The sequence below is a fragment of the Kitasatospora sp. NPDC096128 genome, assembly GCF_040303105.1.
In the GTDB taxonomy this organism is placed as follows: domain Bacteria; phylum Actinomycetota; class Actinomycetes; order Streptomycetales; family Streptomycetaceae; genus Kitasatospora.
In genome coordinates this window covers 316,048-333,664 of record NZ_JBEOSP010000002.1, presented here as the reverse complement: position 1 = coordinate 333,664, position 17,617 = coordinate 316,048, and the positions used below count along the sequence as shown (strand labels likewise).

Below are 17,617 nucleotides of genomic sequence, written 5' to 3'. Positions count from 1 at the left end.
AAGCGAGGCACCGACACCCATGGGCACCACGCTGATCGTCACCAACGACTTCCCGCCCCGGCAGGGCGGCATCGAGACCTTCGTGCACGCGATGGCGGTGCGCGTGCCGGACGACGACGTGGTCGTCTACACCTCCAGCGAGCCGGGTGACGCCGCGTACGACGCCACCCTGCCCTTCCCGGTGGTCCGCGACCCGAACCGCACCCTGCTGCCCACCGCCCGGGTGACCCGCCGGGCCCTGGAGGTCGCCCGCGCCCACGGCTGCGACCGGGTCTGGTTCGGGGCCGCCGCCCCGCTGGCGGCGATGGCGCCCGCGCTGCGCCGCGGCGGGATCGAGCGGACCGTCGCCACCACCCACGGCCACGAGATCTGGTGGGCCCGCGCCCCGCTGGCCCGCCGGCTGCTGCGCCGGATAGGCAACCACGTGGACGTCGTCACCTACCTCGGCGAGTACACCCGCCGCCGGATCGCCCCCGCGCTGGGCCCGCGGGCCCGGATGGTGCGGCTCGTCCCCGGCGTGGACGCCGGGGCGTTCCGGCCCTCGGCGGAGCACGGCCGGGTGATCCGCGAGCAGCACGGCCTCGGCGACGCCGAGGTGATCCTCTGCGTGTCCCGGCTGGTGCCCCGCAAGGGCCAGGACGCCCTGATCCGGGCGCTGCCGCTGATCCGTCGGCAGGTCCCGGGGGCCGTCCTGGTGATCGTCGGGCAGGGCCCGGACGAGCCGCGGCTGCGCCGGTTGGCGAGCGAACTCGCCCCGGGGGCCGTGGTGTTCGCCGGCGGCCAGGACCACGCGTCGACGGCCTGGTACTACGCGGCGGCGAACGTCTTCGCCATGCCGTGCCGGACCAGGAAGGCCGGCCTGGAGGCGGAGGGGCTGGGCATCGTCTTCCTGGAGGCGGCCGCCAGCGGCCTGCCCGTGGTGGTCGGCGACTCCGGCGGCGCACCGGACACGGTGCTGGACGGCCGGACCGGGAGCGTGGTGGACGGCCGGGACGTGCCGGCCGTGGCCGACGCCGTCGCGGCCGCCCTGCTGGACCCGGACCGGGCCCGGGAGTTCGGGCGGCGGGGCCGGGAGTGGGTCGAGGAGCAGTGGTCCTGGGACGCCTCGGCGGAACAGCTCACCCGGCTGCTCACCCCCGGGGTGGAGCTGCGCTCGGTGACCGTCCCGCCGGGGGACAGGCCCTAGCTAGGGCGTCCGGCCCTAAGACCGGGCGCCTCCGCCGCGCAGGTAGGCCAGCACCGCCAGCACCCGCCGGTTGCCCTCCACCGGATCGAGGTCCAGCTTCATGAAGATGTTGCTGGAGTGCTTGACCACCGAGGCCTCGGTGACGGTCAGCCGCTGGGCGATGGACTGGTTGTTGAGGCCCTCCGCCATCAGCCCCAGCACCTCCCGCTCGCGCGGGGTGAGGCGCTTCAACGGCTGGTCGGCGGTGCGCTGTTGGAGCAGCACCCGGACCACCTCCGGGTCCAGTACGGTCTGCCCGCCCGCCACCCGTTCCAGCGCGTCGATGAAGTCGGTGACCTCGCCGACCCGGTCCTTGAGCAGGTAGCCCAGGCCGCCGTCGGTGGAGGAGTCGTTGCTGAACAGCTGGGTCGCGTACGCCGTCGCCACGTACTGGGAGAGCACCAGGACGGGCAACCCCCGGTGCCGGGAACGCAGTTCGACGGCGGCCTTGAGTCCCTCGTCCCGGAAGTCCGGCGGCATCCGCACGTCGGTGATGACGATGTCGGGCCGCTCGGCGTCCACCGCGCGGGCCAGTTCCCCGGCGTCGCCGACCGCGGCGACCACCTCGTGGCCGACCCGCCCGAGCAGCTCCACCAGGCCGGCCCGCAGCAGCACGGCGTCCTCGGCGAGCACTACACGGAGCACGGGACCTCCACGCGCAGTTGGGTCGGTCCTCCGACCGGGCTGGTCACGATGAGTCGTCCTCTCAGGATGGCCACCCGGTCGGCCAGCCCCTGGAGGCCGGCGCCGGCGGCGGGATCGGCCCCGCCGTGGCCGTTGTCGGTGACGAGCAGCACGAGCTTCTCGCCCTTCAGGTGGGCCGCGACGGCGACCTCGTCCGCGCCGCTGTGCTTGGAGGCGTTGGTCAGCGCCTCGGTGATGGTGAAGTAGGCGGCGGTCTCCACCGGGCCGGGCAGCCGGTGCGGCAGGTCGATGTCGACGGTGACCGGGATCGGGTTGCGCAGCGCCAGTTCGGCGACCGCCGCGGGCAGCCCGTGGTCGGTCAGCACCTGCGGGTGGATTCCGCGCACCAGGGTGCGCAGCTGCTCCAGGGCCTGCTTGGCCTCGCCGCGGGCCCGGGTGACCAGTTCGGCGGCGGCCGGGTGCTGCCCGCGCAGCTCCAGCTCGGCCAGGCCCAGGGTCATGCTCAGGGCGACCAGCTGCTGCTGGGCGCCGTCGTGCAGGTCGCGCTCGATCCGGCTCCGCTCGGCCTCGAAGGCGTCCACCAACCGGGCACGGGAGCGGGTGAGTTCGACCACCCGGCTGCCCAGATCCTCGTCCCGCACCGCGAGCAGGAACTGCGCCGTCCGCACCTGCACCCCGGCCAGCAGCGCACCGGCGTAGGCGGAGACCAGCAGCCCGAGCAGCCCGGCGGCGCTGCCGGGCAGGGCCGCCACCGGGTCGGAGATCGGGCGGCCGGGCCACAGCATCACGGTGTCCGGGCTGATCGCCCACACGATCAGCGGCGTCGCCAGCAGCATCAGGGAGAGCCCGAGCAGCGCGACGAAGCCGATCCCGCTGGCGGTGAACAGCACGGCCTGGATCAGCACGTACGCCAGCTCGCGCCAGGTCGCCCGCTCCCGGAGCCTGCTGCGCAGCCAGACCGCCGCCCCGACCCCGGGCAGCGAACCGTGCGGGTCGGGCAGCGGCACCGGCTCGACCAGCAGCAGTCGGCGCCGCTCCAGCACCGCCAGCGGCACCCCGAGCACGGCGACGCCGGTCAGCACCACCAGCCCGATCCCGACCACCGACAGCCCGACGCCGACGAACAGCAGCACGGCCAGCACCACCAGCGAGGCGGCGCCCTGGACGGTGCCGGTCAGCAGGAACGCCCAGGTGCGCAGCGGCCAGGCGGACCACAGGAAGCCCAGCGGCCGCCGCCGCACGGCCTCCCAGACGGCAACCGTCATGGCGCTCCACCCTCCCCGCACGCGTACGAACCCTCGGTCCCCGACTCTAGCGGGCCGCGGCGGAGCGGCGATGGTAGGGAAAACCAGACCCCGAGGACTCCTCGCAGACCCACTGCGTCCGCTCCCCCGCAGCGCCGTCACCCGGCTGCTGGTCGCGGCCTTGCTCGGCGGCACCCAGGCCGCCGTCCTCGACGACCCCGACCTGCGCGAGCTGCTGCTGCCGATCATCCGCAACGACTACCGGCTGATCGACCGCTACCGGCGCTCCACCGACGCGCCCCGGCTGCGCGCCGACCTGCTCGCCCTGACCGGCGACCGGGACCCGCAGGTGACGGTGGAGCAGGCCCGCGGCTGGGCCGCCACCACCGACGGCGCGTTCTCGCTGCACGTCCTGGCGGGCGACCACTTCTATCTCGTTCCGGCCGCCGCGGAAGTCGCCCGGCTCACCGCCTCGGTTTACCCGAGCACAGCCGGGAATACCTGACCGGGGAATTCCCGAACGCCCGGAACGCATTCGGTGAATTCCGCGGAGCGCAAATCGGTCAGGCGCCGGCGGCGCCCGCCTCGGCCAGTGCGTCGAGGACGGGGCGGATCAGCGGATGCCCGTCGGCGCCGGCCCGGACGGCGGCGAAGACCCGGCGGGTGGCCAGGTCGCTGTCGACCGGACGGACGGCCACCCGGGCCAGGTCCACCCCGCGCAGCGCGGAGCGCGGCACCAGGGCGACGCCCGCGCCCGCCGAGGCCAGGGCGACGACGGCCCGGAAGTCGTCGGAGGAGTGCAGCAGGCGCGGCTGGAAGCCGGCGTGCTCGCAGGCCAGCAGGACCACGTCGTGGCAGGGGTTGCCCGGGTAGGGGCCGATCCACGGCTCGTCCGCCAGCGCGGCCACCGCCAGCGGCCCGGACTCGGCGGCCAGCGGGTGGGCCTGCGGCAGCACGGCCTCGAAGGGCTCGGCGTACAGCGGGACCCTGGTCAGCCGGGCGTCGTCGGCGCGCGGGGCACCCCGGTACTCGACGGCCACCGCGAGGTCGGCCCGGCCGTCCAGCACCATCGGCAGGCTGGCGTCGCCCTCGGCGTCCAGCACCTTGAGCCGCACCCCGGGGGCGCGCCCGGCCAGCAGGCCGATCGCCGGGGCGAGCACGTGCGAGATGCCGGTGGCGAAGGAGGCGACGGTGACCTCGCCCGCGATGCCCGCGCTGTAGGCGGCCAGGTCGGCCTCGGCCCGCTCCAGCTGGGCCATCACCGCGTCGGCGTGGCCGAGCAGGATCTCCCCGGCGGCGGTCAGCCGCACGCCCCGGCCCTCCCGGGCCAGCAGGTGGTGGCCGGTCTCCTGCTCCAGGGCGGCCAGCTGCTGGGAGACGGCGGAGGGGGTCAGGTAGAGGGCGGCCGCCGCGGCGGTCACGGTGCGGTGGTCCGCCACGGCCCGGAGGGTCCGCAGCCGTCGTGCGTCGATCACACGACAATTCTGCCAGCGCGGCGCGGCGGTCCGGTCCGGGCGCGGTTCCGGGGCAGTACCACCGGTGGCGTATTTCGGCGGGAGATCGCCCGGCGCCGTTGACCGGCCCGCTCGATCGACGCTTGGCTCGTGGCCGAGCCGGGCCGCTGGGGACTCGTGGGCCCGGAGATCGTCTGGGGAGGACTGTCCATGATCACTTCACGTTCCCGCCGCCTGCTGGCCCGGACCGCCACCGTGCTGGCCGCGGTCGTCGTGGCGGGCGCCGCGGTGCCCGCCGCCGAGGCCAGGCCGCCGAAGGGCGCGACCGCCAGGGTGAGCGAGGGCTTCAAGGGGGAGCAGCTGAACGGTGCCTCGACCGGGCTCGGGCTGAGCGCGGACGGCCGCTCGGCGCTGTTCTCGTCAGGCGCGACCGACCTGCTGCCGTCCACCGGCACGCCGAACTCCGGCGAGGTCTACGTCCGCGACCTGCGCAACGGCCACATCGAGCGGGTCAGCGTCGCCGACGACGGCTCGCAGCTGAACGCCCCCACCACGGACGCCTCGATCAGCGCCGACGGCCGGTTCGTCGCGTTCAGCACCGCCGCCACCAACGTCGTCCCCGGCCAGGCCAAGCACGCGAACGACGTCTTCGTCCACGACCGCTGGACCGGCCGCACCGAGCTGATCACCGCCGGCCTGCTCGCCACCACCGACGACGAGACCATCCGCAGCGCGGACAACCCCACCCTGAGCGCGGACGGCCGGTTCGTCGCCTACGCCTCGAACCGCACCGACCTGACCACCGGCATCCACCGCGGCAAGATCAACATCTATGTCACGGACCGCTGGACCCACACCACCCGGCTGGTCACGACCGGCCCCGCGGGCGGCACCGGCGCGGACAACCACTCCTACCGTCCGACGATCAGTGCGGACGGCGGCACGGTCGGCTTCGTCTCCCGCGCCGACAACCTCACCGAGCCCGCCCCCGCCGCTCCGGCGGCCGCCCACGCCGAGCTGGCCGGCCCGCACTTCTACCCCTACTACGTCTGGTCCGCCGCCACCGGGAAGACCGTCGTCGCCGGCGTGGACGACACCGGCGCCGAGCGCGGCGTCGGCCTGATGGACGCCCGGCTCAGCGCCGACGGCCGCTACGCGCTGTACGGCATGCCGACCTACGGCGTCGGCCCCCGCCCCGGCTCGCACGGCCTCCGGATGGACCTGTACGTCCACGACCTGGCCACCGGCAAGGTCACCCCGGTCAACACCCCGCTGCCCGGCACCACCTCCGTCTACGGCTCCTACGACCCGGTGATCACCGCCGACGGCCGCTGGGTCTACTTCGACTCCGCCGACGACGACCTCGTCCCCGGCGACACCAACCAGGCCTCCGACGTGTTCCGCCGCGACCTGTGGACCGGCCGGATCGAGCGGGTCAGCCTGACCTCGGACGGCGCCCAGAGCACCGCCGGCGCGCAGAACCCGTACGTCGACGCCTCCGGCGACACGGTGCTGTTCGACGCCGAGGACGGCAACCTGGTGCCGGGCGACACCAATGCCGTCACGGACGTGTTCCGCCGCCTCCTCTGAGCCGCTCTCGCCGGGAGCCGGGCAGCCGGGCGGCCGGTCGATATACGTCTGCTGACGTAGTTTCCGATCGGATTCATCCCAGCTGTTGACTTCCGGGCCGCCGGCGCTCGGCCCCCGCCCCGCCCCGCCCGCCGGCTGCGGGAGGGCGGGGCGGGGGCGTCCGCGGAAGCTCAGCGGACGGGCAGCGAGACCTCCGCCGGGCCGAAGGCCACCGTGGCGTCCTGCGGCGTCTCGCCGCCGTACAGGCCGTCCCGGGTGCCGAGCACCAGCGCGAGCCGGTGTCCGGCCGGGAGGTCGTACGCGGTGGGGAACAGCGTGACGTCCAGCGGGAAGGACTGCCCGGCCGGGCGGCCGGCCCAGCTCTGCGGGGCGTGCGCGATCAGCCGGCCGACGCCGAGCGCGTCCACGTCGTAGAGGTAGGCGACGGCCGTGCCCTGCGGCGCGGAGTCGGTGACGGTGGTGCGCACCCGGACGGCCCCGCGCACGGCGAGGCCCTGCCCGTACGGCTCGGACAGCCGGACGGCGGCGGCGTCGCGGTCGAGCAGGGGCACCAGGACGGTCGGCGGCTGGTGCAGCCACTGGTCGACCAGGCCGCCGAGGATCACGGTGCCGCCGCTCGCGCCGGAGGCCCGGTCACCGCGGACGGTGCCGGTGCCGTCGAACGTCAGCTGCTCGGTGCGGGAGTTGACCGAGCCCCAGTCCGGGTACGCCTCGTGGCCGCCGCCCGGGCGGACCTCCAGGCCGACGCCCTGCGGCAGGCCCGCGCCGGCCGCGCCCTTGAGGTGCTGGTCGAGCCAGCCGCGGGCGTCGTCCCAGGTGGCGTTGGAGAAGCCGAGCAGGCCGGTGACCTCCTGGGTCGCATGGTCGCCGGGCCGCAGTTCGAGGCGCTTGGGGACGGTCAGCCGCTGGTAGAAGTCGGTCATCTGGCCGGGGTTGAAGAAGCTGTCGTTCCAGCCGTTGGCCAGGTAGACCGCGGCGCCGTTGGCGTTGATCCGGTCCAGGTAGGCGGCGGGCGAGCGGAGGTTCGCCCAGGCGATCACCGAGGGCAGGTCGCGGTCGGCGAACAGGTCGTCCAGCGCGGTCGCGAACTCCGGGCTCTTGCGGCCGGTCAGGCCCTCGATCCTGGCCAGCCTGGTGGCGGCGCCGATGTGCCGGGTCTGCCCGCTGTACAGCGCGTCGGTCAGGTCGGCCCAGCCGCTCAGCGAGGCGACGGCCTTGATCCGCGGGTCGAACGCGGCACCGAGGAGGGTGAGGCCGCCGCCGAGCGACAGGCCGATCATGCCGACCCGGTCCGGGTCCGCCGGGGTGTGGGAGAGGGCCCAGTCGATCACCGTGGAGATGTCGGCGACGTCCTTGGGCCCGGCGACGTCCACCTCGCCGCCCGAACCCCAGAACCCGCGCACGGTGTACGTCACGACGACGTAGCCGGCGGCGGCGAACCGGTGCCCCTGGGCGACGTACTCCAGGTCGTTCTGCCCCCAGCTCGCGGGCTGCACCACCACCGGGTAGCGCCCCCGGGCGTCCGCCCCGGGCGTCCCGGCGGGCGGGGTGAACACGTCGGCCTTGAGCACGACGCCGTCCCGGGCGGTGATGTCCGCCAGCCGGAAGCCGCCGAGCACCGTCGCAGCGGCGGGCGCGGCGGGTGCGGCGGGTGCGGCGGGCGCGGCAACTGCGGGCGGTGCCACCGCACCCGTTGCCAGCCCGAGCCCGAGCGCCAGGGCGAGGGCGGTGCTCGCCGCCCGGTGTCCGCCGGTCCGGTGGGGTCGTGCCATCACGCTCTGCTCCCTCAGTCCACCCGATGTGATCTTGGTGAGCCTAGTGAGCGGAACCGGCTCCGGAGGAGGTGATGATCAGCCAAATTACTGGCCGGTAACGTGAGCTCGGGGGCCGGAGCCGCGAACGGGGGTGGGACACCGGAGCGGGCCGGTGTCCCACCCCCGAGGCGGGAGGGTGGGGCAGTTGGTCATGGGGGCCGGGCGGCGGTGGCGAATCGATTCACCACCGCCGCCGGGCGGTTGTGAGCCCGCGGGGACGGGCCGGTTCCGAGCGGCTCGGCCCCGCGGGCGGCTTGTGGGGATCAGCCCCTTGCGGGGGTCAGCCCTCCAGCGCGGCGCGGGCGTCCACGAAGGCGGCGACGGCGCGCTCGACGTCCTCGGTGGAGTGGGCCGCGGAGAGCTGGACCCGGATCCGGGCAGCGCCGTGCGGGACCACCGGGTACGAGAAGCCGATCACGTACACGCCGCGCTCCAGCAGGAGTTCGGCCAGCCGGCCCGCCTTCGCCGCGTCGCCGATCATCACCGGGGCGATCGGGTGGTCGCCCGGCAGGATCTCGAAGCCGGCCTCGGTCATCTTGCTGCGGAACAGCGCGGTGTTGGCCGCGAGGCGCTCGCGCAGTTCGTTGGACTGCTCGACCAGGTCGAGCACCTTCAGCGAGGCGGCCGCGATCACCGGGGCCAGCGAGTTGGAGAACAGGTACGGGCGGGAGCGCTGGCGCAGCAGGGCGACGATCTCCCGGCGGGCGGCGACGTAGCCACCGGAGGCGCCGCCGAGCGCCTTGCCCAGGGTGCCGGTGATGATGTCCACCCGGTCCATCACGCCGTGCAGTTCGGGGGTGCCGCGGCCGCCGGCGCCGACGAAGCCGACGGCGTGCGAGTCGTCGACCATGACCATGGCGTCGTACCGGTCGGCCAGGTCGCAGATCTCGCGCAGCGGGGCGACGTAACCGTCCATCGAGAAGACGCCGTCGGTGACGATCAGGCGGCGGCGGGCGTCCTGGGTCTCCTTGAGCTGCTGCTCCAGGTCGGCCAGGTCGCGGTTGGCGTAGCGGTGGCGGCGGGCCTTGCTGAGCCGGATGCCGTCGATGATGCTGGCGTGGTTGAGCGCGTCGGAGATGACGGCGTCACGGTCGTCCAGCAGGGTCTCGAAGACGCCGCCGTTGGCGTCGAAGCACGAGGAGTAGAGGATGGTGTCCTCCTGGCCGAGGAAGGCCGAGAGGCGGTTCTCCAGCTCCTTGTGCACGTCCTGGGTGCCGCAGATGAAGCGCACCGAGGCCATGCCGTAGCCCCAGCGGTCCAGCGCGTCCTTGGCCGCGGCGAGCACCTCGGGGTGGTCGGCCAGGCCGAGGTAGTTGTTGGCGCAGAAGTTCAGCACCTCGCCGGGGCGGCCGCCGGAGGTGACGGTGACCTCGGCGCTCTGCGGGCTGCCGATCACCCGCTCCGGCTTGAACAGGCCGGCCTCGCGGATCTCGTCGAGGGTGGTGGCGATGTCGGCGCGCACGTTGTCGAACACGGACAGACTCCTAGTCGTAGCGGCGGGGCGGCGGATCAGCGGGCTCAGGCGGGGGCCGGGCAGGGCTCAGGCGGTCCAGTCGAGGATGATCTTGCCGCAGTTGCCGCTCGCGGCGTCGTCGAAGGCGGCCTCGAAGTCGTCCGCGGCGTACCGGCCGGTGATCACCGGGCTCAGGTCCAGGCCGCCCTCCAGCAGCACGGACATCGCGTACCAGGTCTCGAACATCTCGCGGCCGTAGATGCCCTTGATGGTGATCATCGAGGTGACGATCGAGGCCCAGTCCACCGGGAAGTCCTCGGCCGGCAGGCCCAGCATGGCGATCTTGCCGCCGTGGGTCATGTTGGCGATCATCGACTGCATCGCCTCGGGGCGGCCGGACATCTCCAGGCCGACGTCGAAGCCCTCGCGCAGGCCCAGCTTCTGCTGGCCCTCCTCGATGGTGTGCTCGGCGACGTTGAGCGCCAGCGTCACGCCGACCTGGCGGGCCAGGTCGAGGCGGTACGGGGAGACGTCGGTGATCATCACGTTGCGGGCGCCGGCGTGCTTGGCGACGGCGGCCGCCATGATGCCGATCGGGCCGGCGCCGGTGACCAGCACGTCCTCGCCGACCAGCGGGAAGGACAGCGCGGTGTGCACGGCATTGCCGAAGGGGTCGAAGATCGCGGCCACGTCGAGGTCGACCGGCACCCGGTGCACCCAGACGTTGGAGGCGGGCAGCGCCACGTACTCGGCGAAGGCGCCGTCCCGGTTGACGCCCAGGCCGACGGTGTTGCGGCACAGGTGGCGGCGCCCGGCCAGGCAGTTGCGGCACTTGCCGCAGACCAGGTGGCCCTCGCCGCTGACCAGGTCGCCGATCGCGATGTCCGCGACGCCGGCGCCGATCTCGGCGACCTCGCCGACGAACTCGTGGCCGAGCACCAGCGGGGTCTTGATGGTCTGCTGCGCCCAGCCGTCCCACTTGCGGATGTGCAGGTCGGTGCCGCAGATGCCGGTGCGCAGCACCTTGATCAGCACCTCGCCGGGGCCGATCTCGGGCTTGGGGACGTCGATCATCCACAGGCCGGGCTCGGCGTGCTGCTTGACGAGTGCCTTCACGGGCGACGGCTCCTGACGTGCTGATCCGGGACGGCCTTCGAGGGTCGGCAGGCCGCAGGGCGCGGGGCGGCCGCTCCTGGCGGGCACGCTCCGACAGGCAGAAATCTGCCTGGTGAGAGGGGGTGCGGTCCATCGAGGAATTCTTAAGGACGGCCACAGCTGGGCTGAACGATCGTGCCCGAGCTGGGCCCGGGGGCGGGTGCGGCGTGCCGGTGCTCACCCGTCCGGCCGAGCGCGGGGTACCGGTCGCGACACCAACCGGCCGTGACTCCGGGGTACTTGACAACGGTCCGCCAGTGGGAGCGGGCCAGTCGGGTGGGCTTGGGTCCGTTCGGGCCAGCCCGGCCGCCACCGGCGCGCGGGTGTTCGAGCGCGGTGCTTACGGTGGCGACGCTCCCCCACGGCCCCGTGGAGCAGCGCTCCGGGGCCCTTCGCCGCTTCGCCGCAGAGAGGCGTCCACCCCCATGACCAACACCCGACGGCCCCGCCCGGCCGCTCCCCGCTCCGCCCGGCTGGCCGCAGGAGCCGCCCTCGCACTGACCGGCCTGCTGGCCGCCACCGCCTGCTCCGGAGAGTCGACGTCCACCCGGCAGGCCGCCGAGCCGGCGGTCACCGCCGAACCGGCCGCGCTCAGCCCGTCCCCGGGGGGCTCCCCCTCGGGGAGCGCCTCCTCGAACGCGGTGGTGCCGTTGACCCCGGTCGTCACCGCCAAGCTGGACGTCGCGGTCCAGCAGGTGCTGAAGCAGAACTCGGTTCCCGGCATCTCGGTCGGGATCATCACGCCGGGCGGCACGTACCAGAAGTCCTTCGGCGTCTCCGACAAGAGCGCCAACACTCCGATGGACCCCGGGCTGTTCACCCGCATCGGCAGCGAGACCAAGACCTTCACGGCGACCGCCGTGCTGCGCCTGGTGGACCAGGGCAAGGTGGGGCTGGACGACCCGATCTCCAAGTACGTGGACGGCGTCCCCGGCGGCGACGGGATCACCGTCCGCCAGCTCGGCGAGATGCGCAGCGGCCTGTTCCCGTACAGCTCCGACCCGGACTTCGTGAACACCCTGATCGGCGACCCGAACCACGTGTTCACCCCGGACCAGCTGCTCGCCTACGGCTACAAGCACCCCGCCGTGTTCCCGCCCGGCCAGCGGTTCCAGTACAACAACAGCAACTACATCATCCTGGGCAAGCTGATCGAGAAGGTCGGCGGGCAGAGTGCCGGCGACTTCCTCCAGGCCCAGGTGTTCGCCCCCGCATCGCTGGCCAAGACGAGCTTCCCCACCGACGGGACGCTCCCCGATCCGCACGCCCACGGCTACACCAACCAGACGCCCAACGGGGACATCCAGGACGCCACCAACTGGAACCCGTCCTGGGCCTGGACGGCCGGGGCCGTCATCACCCAGCTCGCCGACCTGGAGAGCTGGGCCAAGACCATGGCCACCGGCGCGATCATCAGCCCGGCGAGCCAGGCCGAGCGGTTGAAGACCCTGCCCACCGGCGACGCGGGCGTCACCTACGGCTTCGGGCTGTTCAACAACAACGGGTGGATCGGGCACAACGGCTCGATGCCGGGCTACGAGAGCGTCGCGGTGTACATGCCGGACGCCCAGGCCACCCTGGTGCTGCTGCTCAACACCGACGTGCTCGCCCAGGGCCAGGAGCCGTCGACGCTGTTCGCGAACGCGATCACCAAGATCATCTCGCCGAACAACGTCTACGCGCTCCCGGCGGAGACCGCCCCGCCGTCAGCCCCGGCCTCGGGCTCGGCGTCCGGCTCGGCGTCCGGCTCCCCCTCGGCCGGCAGCTCCGGCAGCGGCGCACCCTCACTCCCGAGCAACGCCCCCACCACCGTGCGGGCTTGACCCCAGCGGGCAGGACGTGGGCCCGACCCGGTGCGACCGGGTCGGGCCCACGGCATTCATGACGGTCCGTCATATCCCCAGCACCTTGCCGAGGTCGTACGAGAGCGGCTCCTCCAACTGCCCGTAGCCGCAGCTCTCCGGCGTGCGGTCCGGCCGCCAGCGGCGGAACTGCGCGGTGTGCCGGAAGCGGGTGCCCTCCATGTGGTCGTAGGCCACCTCGACCACCCGCTCCGGGCGCAGCGCGATCCAGGACAGGTCCTTGCCGCCGGTCCAGCGGCTGACCGCCCCCGGCAGCCGCCCCTCCGCGTGCGCGGACTCCTCCGCCCAAGCGCCCCAAGGGTGTCGGGTGAGGTCGTCGATCCTCAGCGGGGCCAGCTCCTCGACCAGTTCGCGGCGGCGGGCCATCGAGAAGGCCGCGCACACGCCGACGTGCTGGAGCCGGCCCTCGTCGTCGTGGATGCCCAGCAGCAGCGAGCCGACCACCGGGCCGCTCTTGTGCTCGCGGTAGCCGGCCACCACGCAGTCCGCGGTGCGCTCGTGCTTGATCTTGAACATGGTCCGCTCGCCCGGCCGGTACGGCTGGTCCAGCGGCTTGGCCACCACCCCGTCCAGCCCGGCGCCCTCGTACTCGGCGAACCAGGTCTGCGCCAGCTCACGGTCGGTCGAGGCCGGGGCGGTGAACACCGGGTCGGCGGCCCCGGCGAGCGCCGTCTCCAGGGCCGCGCGGCGCACCGACAGCGGCTCGTCGACCAGCGGGTCGTCACCGAGGGCGAGCAGGTCGAAGGCGATGAAGGAGGCGGGCGTCCGCTCGGCGAGCAGCTTCACCCGGCTCGCCGCCGGGTGGATCCGCTCCAGCAGCTCCTCGAAGCGCAGCCGCCCGTCCCGGGCGATCACCACCTCGCCGTCCAGCACGCAGCGCGGCGGCAGCTCCCGCCGGAAGGCCGCCACCAGCTCGGGGAAGTACCTGGTCAGCGGCTTGCCGGTGCGGCTGCCCAGCTCCACCTCGTCGCCGTCGCGGAACACGATGCTGCGGAAGCCGTCCCACTTGGCCTCGTACTGCATCCCCGGCGGGATCCTGGCCACCGACTTGGCGAGCGTCGGCGCCACCGGCGGCATCACGGGCAGGTCCATGCGTCCCAGCCTCGCGCGGTTCGCCCCGGGGCGCGCGCCGGGCACGGCGCCCTTAGCGTGAGAGCCATGGGCTCAGCCGTCGAACTCGAAGTCGCCGGGCGCACCGTCCGGCTGTCCAACCCGGACAAGGTGTACTACCCGGAGCGCGGCTTCACCAAGCTGGACGTCGCCCAGTACTACCTGGCCGTCGCCGACGGGGTGCTGCGCGGGCTGCGCGACCGGCCCACCACCCTCCAGCGCTTCCCCGACGGCGTGGACGGCGAGTTCTTCTACCAGAAACGCGCCCCCAAGGGCCTGCCGGACTGGCTGCCCACCGCCCGGATCGAGTTCCCCAGCGGCCGCTCCGCCGACGAGATCTGCCCCACCGAACCGGCCGCCGTGCTGTGGGCCGCCAACCTGGGCTGCCTCACCTTCCACCCCTGGCCGGTCCGGCGCGCCGACACCGACCACATCGACGAACTGCGCATCGACCTCGACCCCCAGCCCGGCACCGACTTCCACGACGCCGTCCGCGCCGCCCACGAACTGCGCGCCCTGCTGGAGGAGCACGGACTACGCGGCTGGCCCAAGTCCTCCGGCGGGCGCGGCCTGCACGTCTACGTGCCGCTGGTGCCCGAGTGGACCTTCACCGACGGGCGGCACGCCGTGATCGCCCTCGGCCGGGTGCTGGAACAGCGGATGCCCGGCAAGGTCACCACCGCCTGGTGGAAGGAGGAACGCGGCGAACGCATCTTCGTCGACTACAACCAGATGGCCCGCGACCGCACCATCGCCTCCGCCTACTCGCTGCGCGCCCGACCACGCGCCACCGCCTCCACCCCGCTGCGCTGGGACGAACTCGACGACGCCACCCCCGAGGACTTCGACCTGCGGACCGTCCCCGCCCGCTTCGCCGAACTCGGCGACCTCAACGCGGAGATGACGGAGCACGCCTTCCGGCTCGACGCCCTGCTGGAGCTCTACGACCAGCAGCTGCACGACGAGGGCCTCGGCGAACTCCCCTACCCGCCCGACCACCCCAAGGCCGCCGGCGAGCCGACCCGGGTGCAGCCGAGCCGGGCCCGCAGGAAGCCCGCCTGAGCCGTGTGCGCCGATTGCCGTTCTGGCGCCGCCTGCTGGCGTACCCGCCGCCCGCGGTGATCAACTGAACGGAACGGCTTTCCAGGGAGGGAACGGACATGGGTGTACGGGGACTGGCGGAGATCCTGGCCGACGCGGCGGGCGGCGTGTTCCCGCCGCCGGACGGGACGGTGACGGTCGTGCCCCAGCCATCGCCGCGCGAAGCCGGGGTGGTCTCCTTCGCCGCGCACGCCGTGGTCTTCACCGACGAGGACCCGGACTGGGTGCACGCCGCCCTCGCCGCCGCCCCCGGCGACCCACTGTCCGTACCGCTCTGCCCGCCCTTCCTCACCGCCTTCACGGAACGGACCGGACGGACCGTCAACAACATCGACCTGCTCACCGTCGCCGACCGCCTCCCCGGCCCGCCACCGCTGCCCCTCACCCCGGTCGAGGACCGCGAACACCCCCGCGTGGTACGGGCGTTGCGCTACCGCGAGGACGTCCGGGTGTACGAGACCGACGGCGGCGTGCTCATCCTGGGCCGCGGCGTGGCCGGCCGCTGGGAGAGCGCCGTCGAGGTCGACCCGCGCACCCGGGCCCGGGGCCTGGGCCGCGCCCTGGCCACCGCCGCCCGCCACCTCCTCCCGGAGGGCGACGCCGTCTGGGCCCAGCAGGCCCCCGGCAACGCCCCCAGCGTCCGTGCCTTCCAAGCCGCCGGCTACCGCCCGGTCGGCGCGGAGGCCCTGCTGGTCCTCGGGCAGCCGTAGGGCCCGCCGGGGTCAGCGCACCCGGACCCGGTCGGTCTCCAGGTCGTACCCGAGGAACGGGCCGCCGCCCCCGACGTCCGTCGGCACCGACCTGCCCAGCCGCCGCCCGACCGCGGCCAGGAAGCCGCACAGCACGTCCAGCCCTTCCTGGCCGCGGAGTTGCTCGACATCGACGTCGAAGTCGATCCGCTCCGCCCTGCCGAACCGGAACACCACCCCCACCTCGGGCCCCGGGCGCACGCTCAACACCGGACGCGCGGCCCCGCCCTGCGGCCAGGAGAGGACCTCCTCGGCCCGCGGCAGCGGCACCTCGAAGCAGCCCACGACGAACGTCCGCTCCCAGCCCCGCTCCACCACCAGGTCCAGCACCGCCTGCCAGTCCCCCACCGTGGTGTCCACGATGCCCCCGCCCGGCAGCCAGCCGTCCCGGCCCGGATCGCGCAGCCACCCGGCGTGGTCCTGCCAGCTCAGCCCTGCCATCCCACCCTCCTGACATCGGCGGCTCCCCGCGCCGTCCTCCACCCCCAGCGGTCAGCCGCAAGGGCACTGGCGGGTACGGGTGCGTACCCGAGATCCGGTGACCGAACTGCACGTCGTCCTCGACGACACCGCCATGATCGCGGCCGGACGCGGCAACCTGCTGGCATCCCGTCCCATCCACCGCGCCCACGCCGAGCCGGGCTGGTACCTCCACGCACCCGCGTGCGCCCTGGTGGAGGCCGACCGCACCTGCCCCGGCACCGCCGGGCACCTGGCAGCACTTCCCGGCGTCACCGTCCTCGATCTGGACCTCTCGGCCGCGTTGGCCGTGGCCGGTGACACCACCTGGGCCCAGGCCCACACCCGCCACGCCGCCGCGCCCACCCCGGACCGTCCGTCCGGGGCGGTCGTGGCCACCACCGAACCCGCGCGGTGGGCCGGTCAGCCCGTGCGGGTCATCGACCTCACGCCCTGATCGAACCCCGGGCCGCCGTCAGCTCCGCGCGCCGGCCGGGGCGAGGTCGGCGATGGTGCGGACGGCGTCGGCGACCTGGGCGTCCGTGAGGTCCCCGCGGGCGGTCAGGCGCAGTCGGGAGATGCCGTCCGGGACGGACGGCGGGCGGAAGCAGCCCACCGCGAGGCCCGCGCGGAGGCAGTCCGCCGCCCAGGCGACGGCGGCCTCCGGGCCCGGGGCGCGGACCGAGACCACGGCCGCGTCCGGCTCGCAGGCGTGCAGGCCGGCGGCGGTCAGCCGGGCGGACAGGCTGCGGGCGACCTCGCGGGCCCGATCGGCGCGCTGCGGTTCGGCGCGCAGCAGGCGCAGCGCGGCCAGGGCGGCGCCGACGGCGGCGGGGGCGAGGCCGGTGTCGAAGATGAAGGTGCGGGCGGTCTCGGTGAGGTGCCGGATCACCCGGCGCGGGCCGAGCACCGCGCCGCCCTGGGAGCCGAGCGACTTGGAGAGGGTCACGGTGGCGACGGTGTCCGGCTCCCCGGCCAGTCCGGCCGCCGCCAGCGCCCCGCGCCCGCCGGGGCCGAGCACGCCGAGCCCGTGGGCGTCGTCCACCAGCAGAGCGGCGCCGTGCGCCCGGGCGGCCTCGGACAGTCCGCGCAGCGGCGCCGCGTCCCCGTCCACCGAGAACACCGAGTCGCTCACCACGAGCGCCCGCCGCTGCTCCCGCCCGGCCAGTACCTCGGCCACCGCGGCCGGGTCGCTGTGCGGCGCCCGGTGGACGTCGGCGCGGGCGAGCCGGCAGCCGTCGATCAGCGAGGCGTGGTTGTAGGCGTCGGAGACGATCAGGGTGTCCGGGTCGGTCAGTGCGGTCAGTGCGGCGAGGTTGGCGGTGTACCCGGAGGAGAACACCAGCGCGGCCTCCACCCCGCAGAACTCGGCCAGTTCCTGCTCCAGTTCGGTGTGCAGCGCGGTCGTCCCGGTCACCAGCCGCGATCCGGTCGCCCCGCCGCCCCACCGCAGCGCGGCCTCGCCCGCCGCCCTGGTCACGGCCGGGTGCCTGGTCAGCCCGAGGTAGTCGTTGCCCGCGAGGTCCAGCACCGCGTCCTCCGCGCGGCGGCTGCGCAGCCGCCGGGTCAGTCCGGCGTCGGCGCGCAGTTCGGCGGCCTCGTCGAGCCAGTCGAAGACCCGCCCGGGGGCGGGCGCGACGGCGGGCGTGACGGCGGGGCGGGTCTGGGAAGCGAGGGGGTGGGCCATGCCCGGCACTCTGGCACGGGCGGCGAGACGGGGGCAATGTGCGACTCGGCACAGCTCTGCCGGGACTTT

At 74.2% G+C, this 17,617-nt stretch carries 16 protein-coding genes; 7 read left to right on the top strand and 9 right to left on the bottom strand.

Annotated elements, in window-relative coordinates:
• Nucleotides 1-19: 19 nt before the first annotated feature.
• Nucleotides 20-1,186: a glycosyltransferase family 4 protein gene (locus tag ABTY61_RS03900; RefSeq protein WP_350503310.1), complete on the top strand. Its 1,167-nt coding sequence runs from the start codon at nucleotides 20-22 to the stop codon at nucleotides 1,184-1,186.
• A gap of 15 nt (nucleotides 1,187-1,201) precedes the next feature.
• On the opposite strand, the gene ABTY61_RS03895 is transcribed toward ABTY61_RS03900, so the two are convergent.
• Both ABTY61_RS03895 and ABTY61_RS03890 read right to left on the bottom strand, forming a co-directional pair.
• On the bottom strand, nucleotides 1,202-1,870 hold the full coding sequence (locus tag ABTY61_RS03895; protein WP_350503309.1) for a response regulator transcription factor: 669 nt from the start codon (nucleotides 1,868-1,870) through the stop codon (nucleotides 1,202-1,204).
• Nucleotides 1,858-3,135, bottom strand: a complete 1,278-nt coding sequence (locus ABTY61_RS03890) for a sensor histidine kinase (RefSeq protein ID WP_350503308.1) — start codon at nucleotides 3,133-3,135, stop codon at nucleotides 1,858-1,860. The genes ABTY61_RS03895 and ABTY61_RS03890 overlap by 13 nt, the downstream gene beginning before the upstream one ends.
• Nucleotides 3,136-3,205: 70 nt before the next feature.
• Between ABTY61_RS03890 and ABTY61_RS03885 the strand changes: the two genes are divergently transcribed.
• A complete protein-coding gene (locus ABTY61_RS03885; RefSeq protein WP_350503307.1) occupies nucleotides 3,206-3,619 on the top strand; it encodes a thioesterase II family protein in 414 nt (137 codons plus the stop codon).
• Nucleotides 3,620-3,677: 58 nt separating this feature from the next.
• Here ABTY61_RS03885 and ABTY61_RS03880 read toward each other — a convergent pair whose 3' ends face one another.
• Nucleotides 3,678-4,589, bottom strand: coding sequence for a LysR family transcriptional regulator (locus ABTY61_RS03880; RefSeq protein WP_350503306.1), 912 nt, complete (start codon nucleotides 4,587-4,589; stop codon nucleotides 3,678-3,680).
• Between the two features lie 189 nt (nucleotides 4,590-4,778).
• Here ABTY61_RS03880 and ABTY61_RS03875 point away from each other — a divergent pair, with 189 nt between their 5' ends.
• The gene (locus ABTY61_RS03875; protein ID WP_350503305.1) at nucleotides 4,779-6,158 is read left to right on the top strand and encodes a hypothetical protein; all 1,380 of its coding nucleotides are present in this window, start codon (nucleotides 4,779-4,781) and stop codon (nucleotides 6,156-6,158) included.
• A gap of 170 nt (nucleotides 6,159-6,328) precedes the next feature.
• Here ABTY61_RS03875 and ABTY61_RS03870 read toward each other — a convergent pair whose 3' ends face one another.
• The 3 genes from ABTY61_RS03870 to tdh form a co-directional block, all read right to left on the bottom strand.
• On the bottom strand, nucleotides 6,329-7,930 hold the full coding sequence (locus tag ABTY61_RS03870) for a CocE/NonD family hydrolase (RefSeq protein ID WP_350503304.1): 1,602 nt from the start codon (nucleotides 7,928-7,930) through the stop codon (nucleotides 6,329-6,331).
• Between the two features lie 322 nt (nucleotides 7,931-8,252).
• On the bottom strand, nucleotides 8,253-9,446 hold the full coding sequence (locus tag ABTY61_RS03865; RefSeq protein WP_350503303.1) for a glycine C-acetyltransferase: 1,194 nt from the start codon (nucleotides 9,444-9,446) through the stop codon (nucleotides 8,253-8,255).
• A gap of 66 nt (nucleotides 9,447-9,512) precedes the next feature.
• Nucleotides 9,513-10,541: an L-threonine 3-dehydrogenase gene (tdh, locus tag ABTY61_RS03860; protein WP_350503302.1), complete on the bottom strand. Its 1,029-nt coding sequence runs from the start codon at nucleotides 10,539-10,541 to the stop codon at nucleotides 9,513-9,515.
• A 464-nt stretch (nucleotides 10,542-11,005) separates the two neighbouring features.
• Between tdh and ABTY61_RS03855 the strand changes: the two genes are divergently transcribed.
• Nucleotides 11,006-12,403 (top strand): serine hydrolase domain-containing protein, encoded by a 1,398-nt coding sequence (locus ABTY61_RS03855; RefSeq protein WP_350503301.1) that lies wholly within the window; start codon nucleotides 11,006-11,008, stop codon nucleotides 12,401-12,403.
• 69 nt (nucleotides 12,404-12,472) lie between these two features.
• Here the strand turns inward: ABTY61_RS03855 and ABTY61_RS03850 are convergent, their stop codons facing one another.
• Nucleotides 12,473-13,534 (bottom strand): ATP-dependent DNA ligase, encoded by a 1,062-nt coding sequence (locus tag ABTY61_RS03850; protein WP_350503300.1) that lies wholly within the window; start codon nucleotides 13,532-13,534, stop codon nucleotides 12,473-12,475.
• A 66-nt stretch (nucleotides 13,535-13,600) separates the two neighbouring features.
• Here ABTY61_RS03850 and ligD point away from each other — a divergent pair, with 66 nt between their 5' ends.
• Together ligD and ABTY61_RS03840 are read left to right on the top strand one after the other, a co-directional pair.
• On the top strand, nucleotides 13,601-14,614 hold the full coding sequence (ligD, locus tag ABTY61_RS03845) for a non-homologous end-joining DNA ligase (RefSeq protein WP_350503299.1): 1,014 nt from the start codon (nucleotides 13,601-13,603) through the stop codon (nucleotides 14,612-14,614).
• Between the two features lie 98 nt (nucleotides 14,615-14,712).
• Nucleotides 14,713-15,363: a GNAT family N-acetyltransferase gene (locus ABTY61_RS03840; protein WP_350503298.1), complete on the top strand. Its 651-nt coding sequence runs from the start codon at nucleotides 14,713-14,715 to the stop codon at nucleotides 15,361-15,363.
• Nucleotides 15,364-15,375: 12 nt separating this feature from the next.
• Here the strand turns inward: ABTY61_RS03840 and ABTY61_RS03835 are convergent, their stop codons facing one another.
• Nucleotides 15,376-15,843 carry a hypothetical protein gene (locus ABTY61_RS03835; protein ID WP_350503297.1) on the bottom strand — a complete coding sequence of 156 codons (468 nt, stop codon included), beginning with the start codon at nucleotides 15,841-15,843 and terminating at the stop codon, nucleotides 15,376-15,378.
• Nucleotides 15,844-15,949: 106 nt separating this feature from the next.
• Between ABTY61_RS03835 and ABTY61_RS03830 the strand changes: the two genes are divergently transcribed.
• Nucleotides 15,950-16,318 (top strand): PIN domain-containing protein, encoded by a 369-nt coding sequence (locus ABTY61_RS03830; RefSeq protein ID WP_350503410.1) that lies wholly within the window; start codon nucleotides 15,950-15,952, stop codon nucleotides 16,316-16,318.
• An 18-nt stretch (nucleotides 16,319-16,336) separates the two neighbouring features.
• Here ABTY61_RS03830 and ABTY61_RS03825 read toward each other — a convergent pair whose 3' ends face one another.
• A complete protein-coding gene (locus ABTY61_RS03825) occupies nucleotides 16,337-17,548 on the bottom strand; it encodes an 8-amino-7-oxononanoate synthase (RefSeq protein ID WP_350503296.1) in 1,212 nt (403 codons plus the stop codon).
• Nucleotides 17,549-17,617 lie beyond the last annotated feature (69 nt).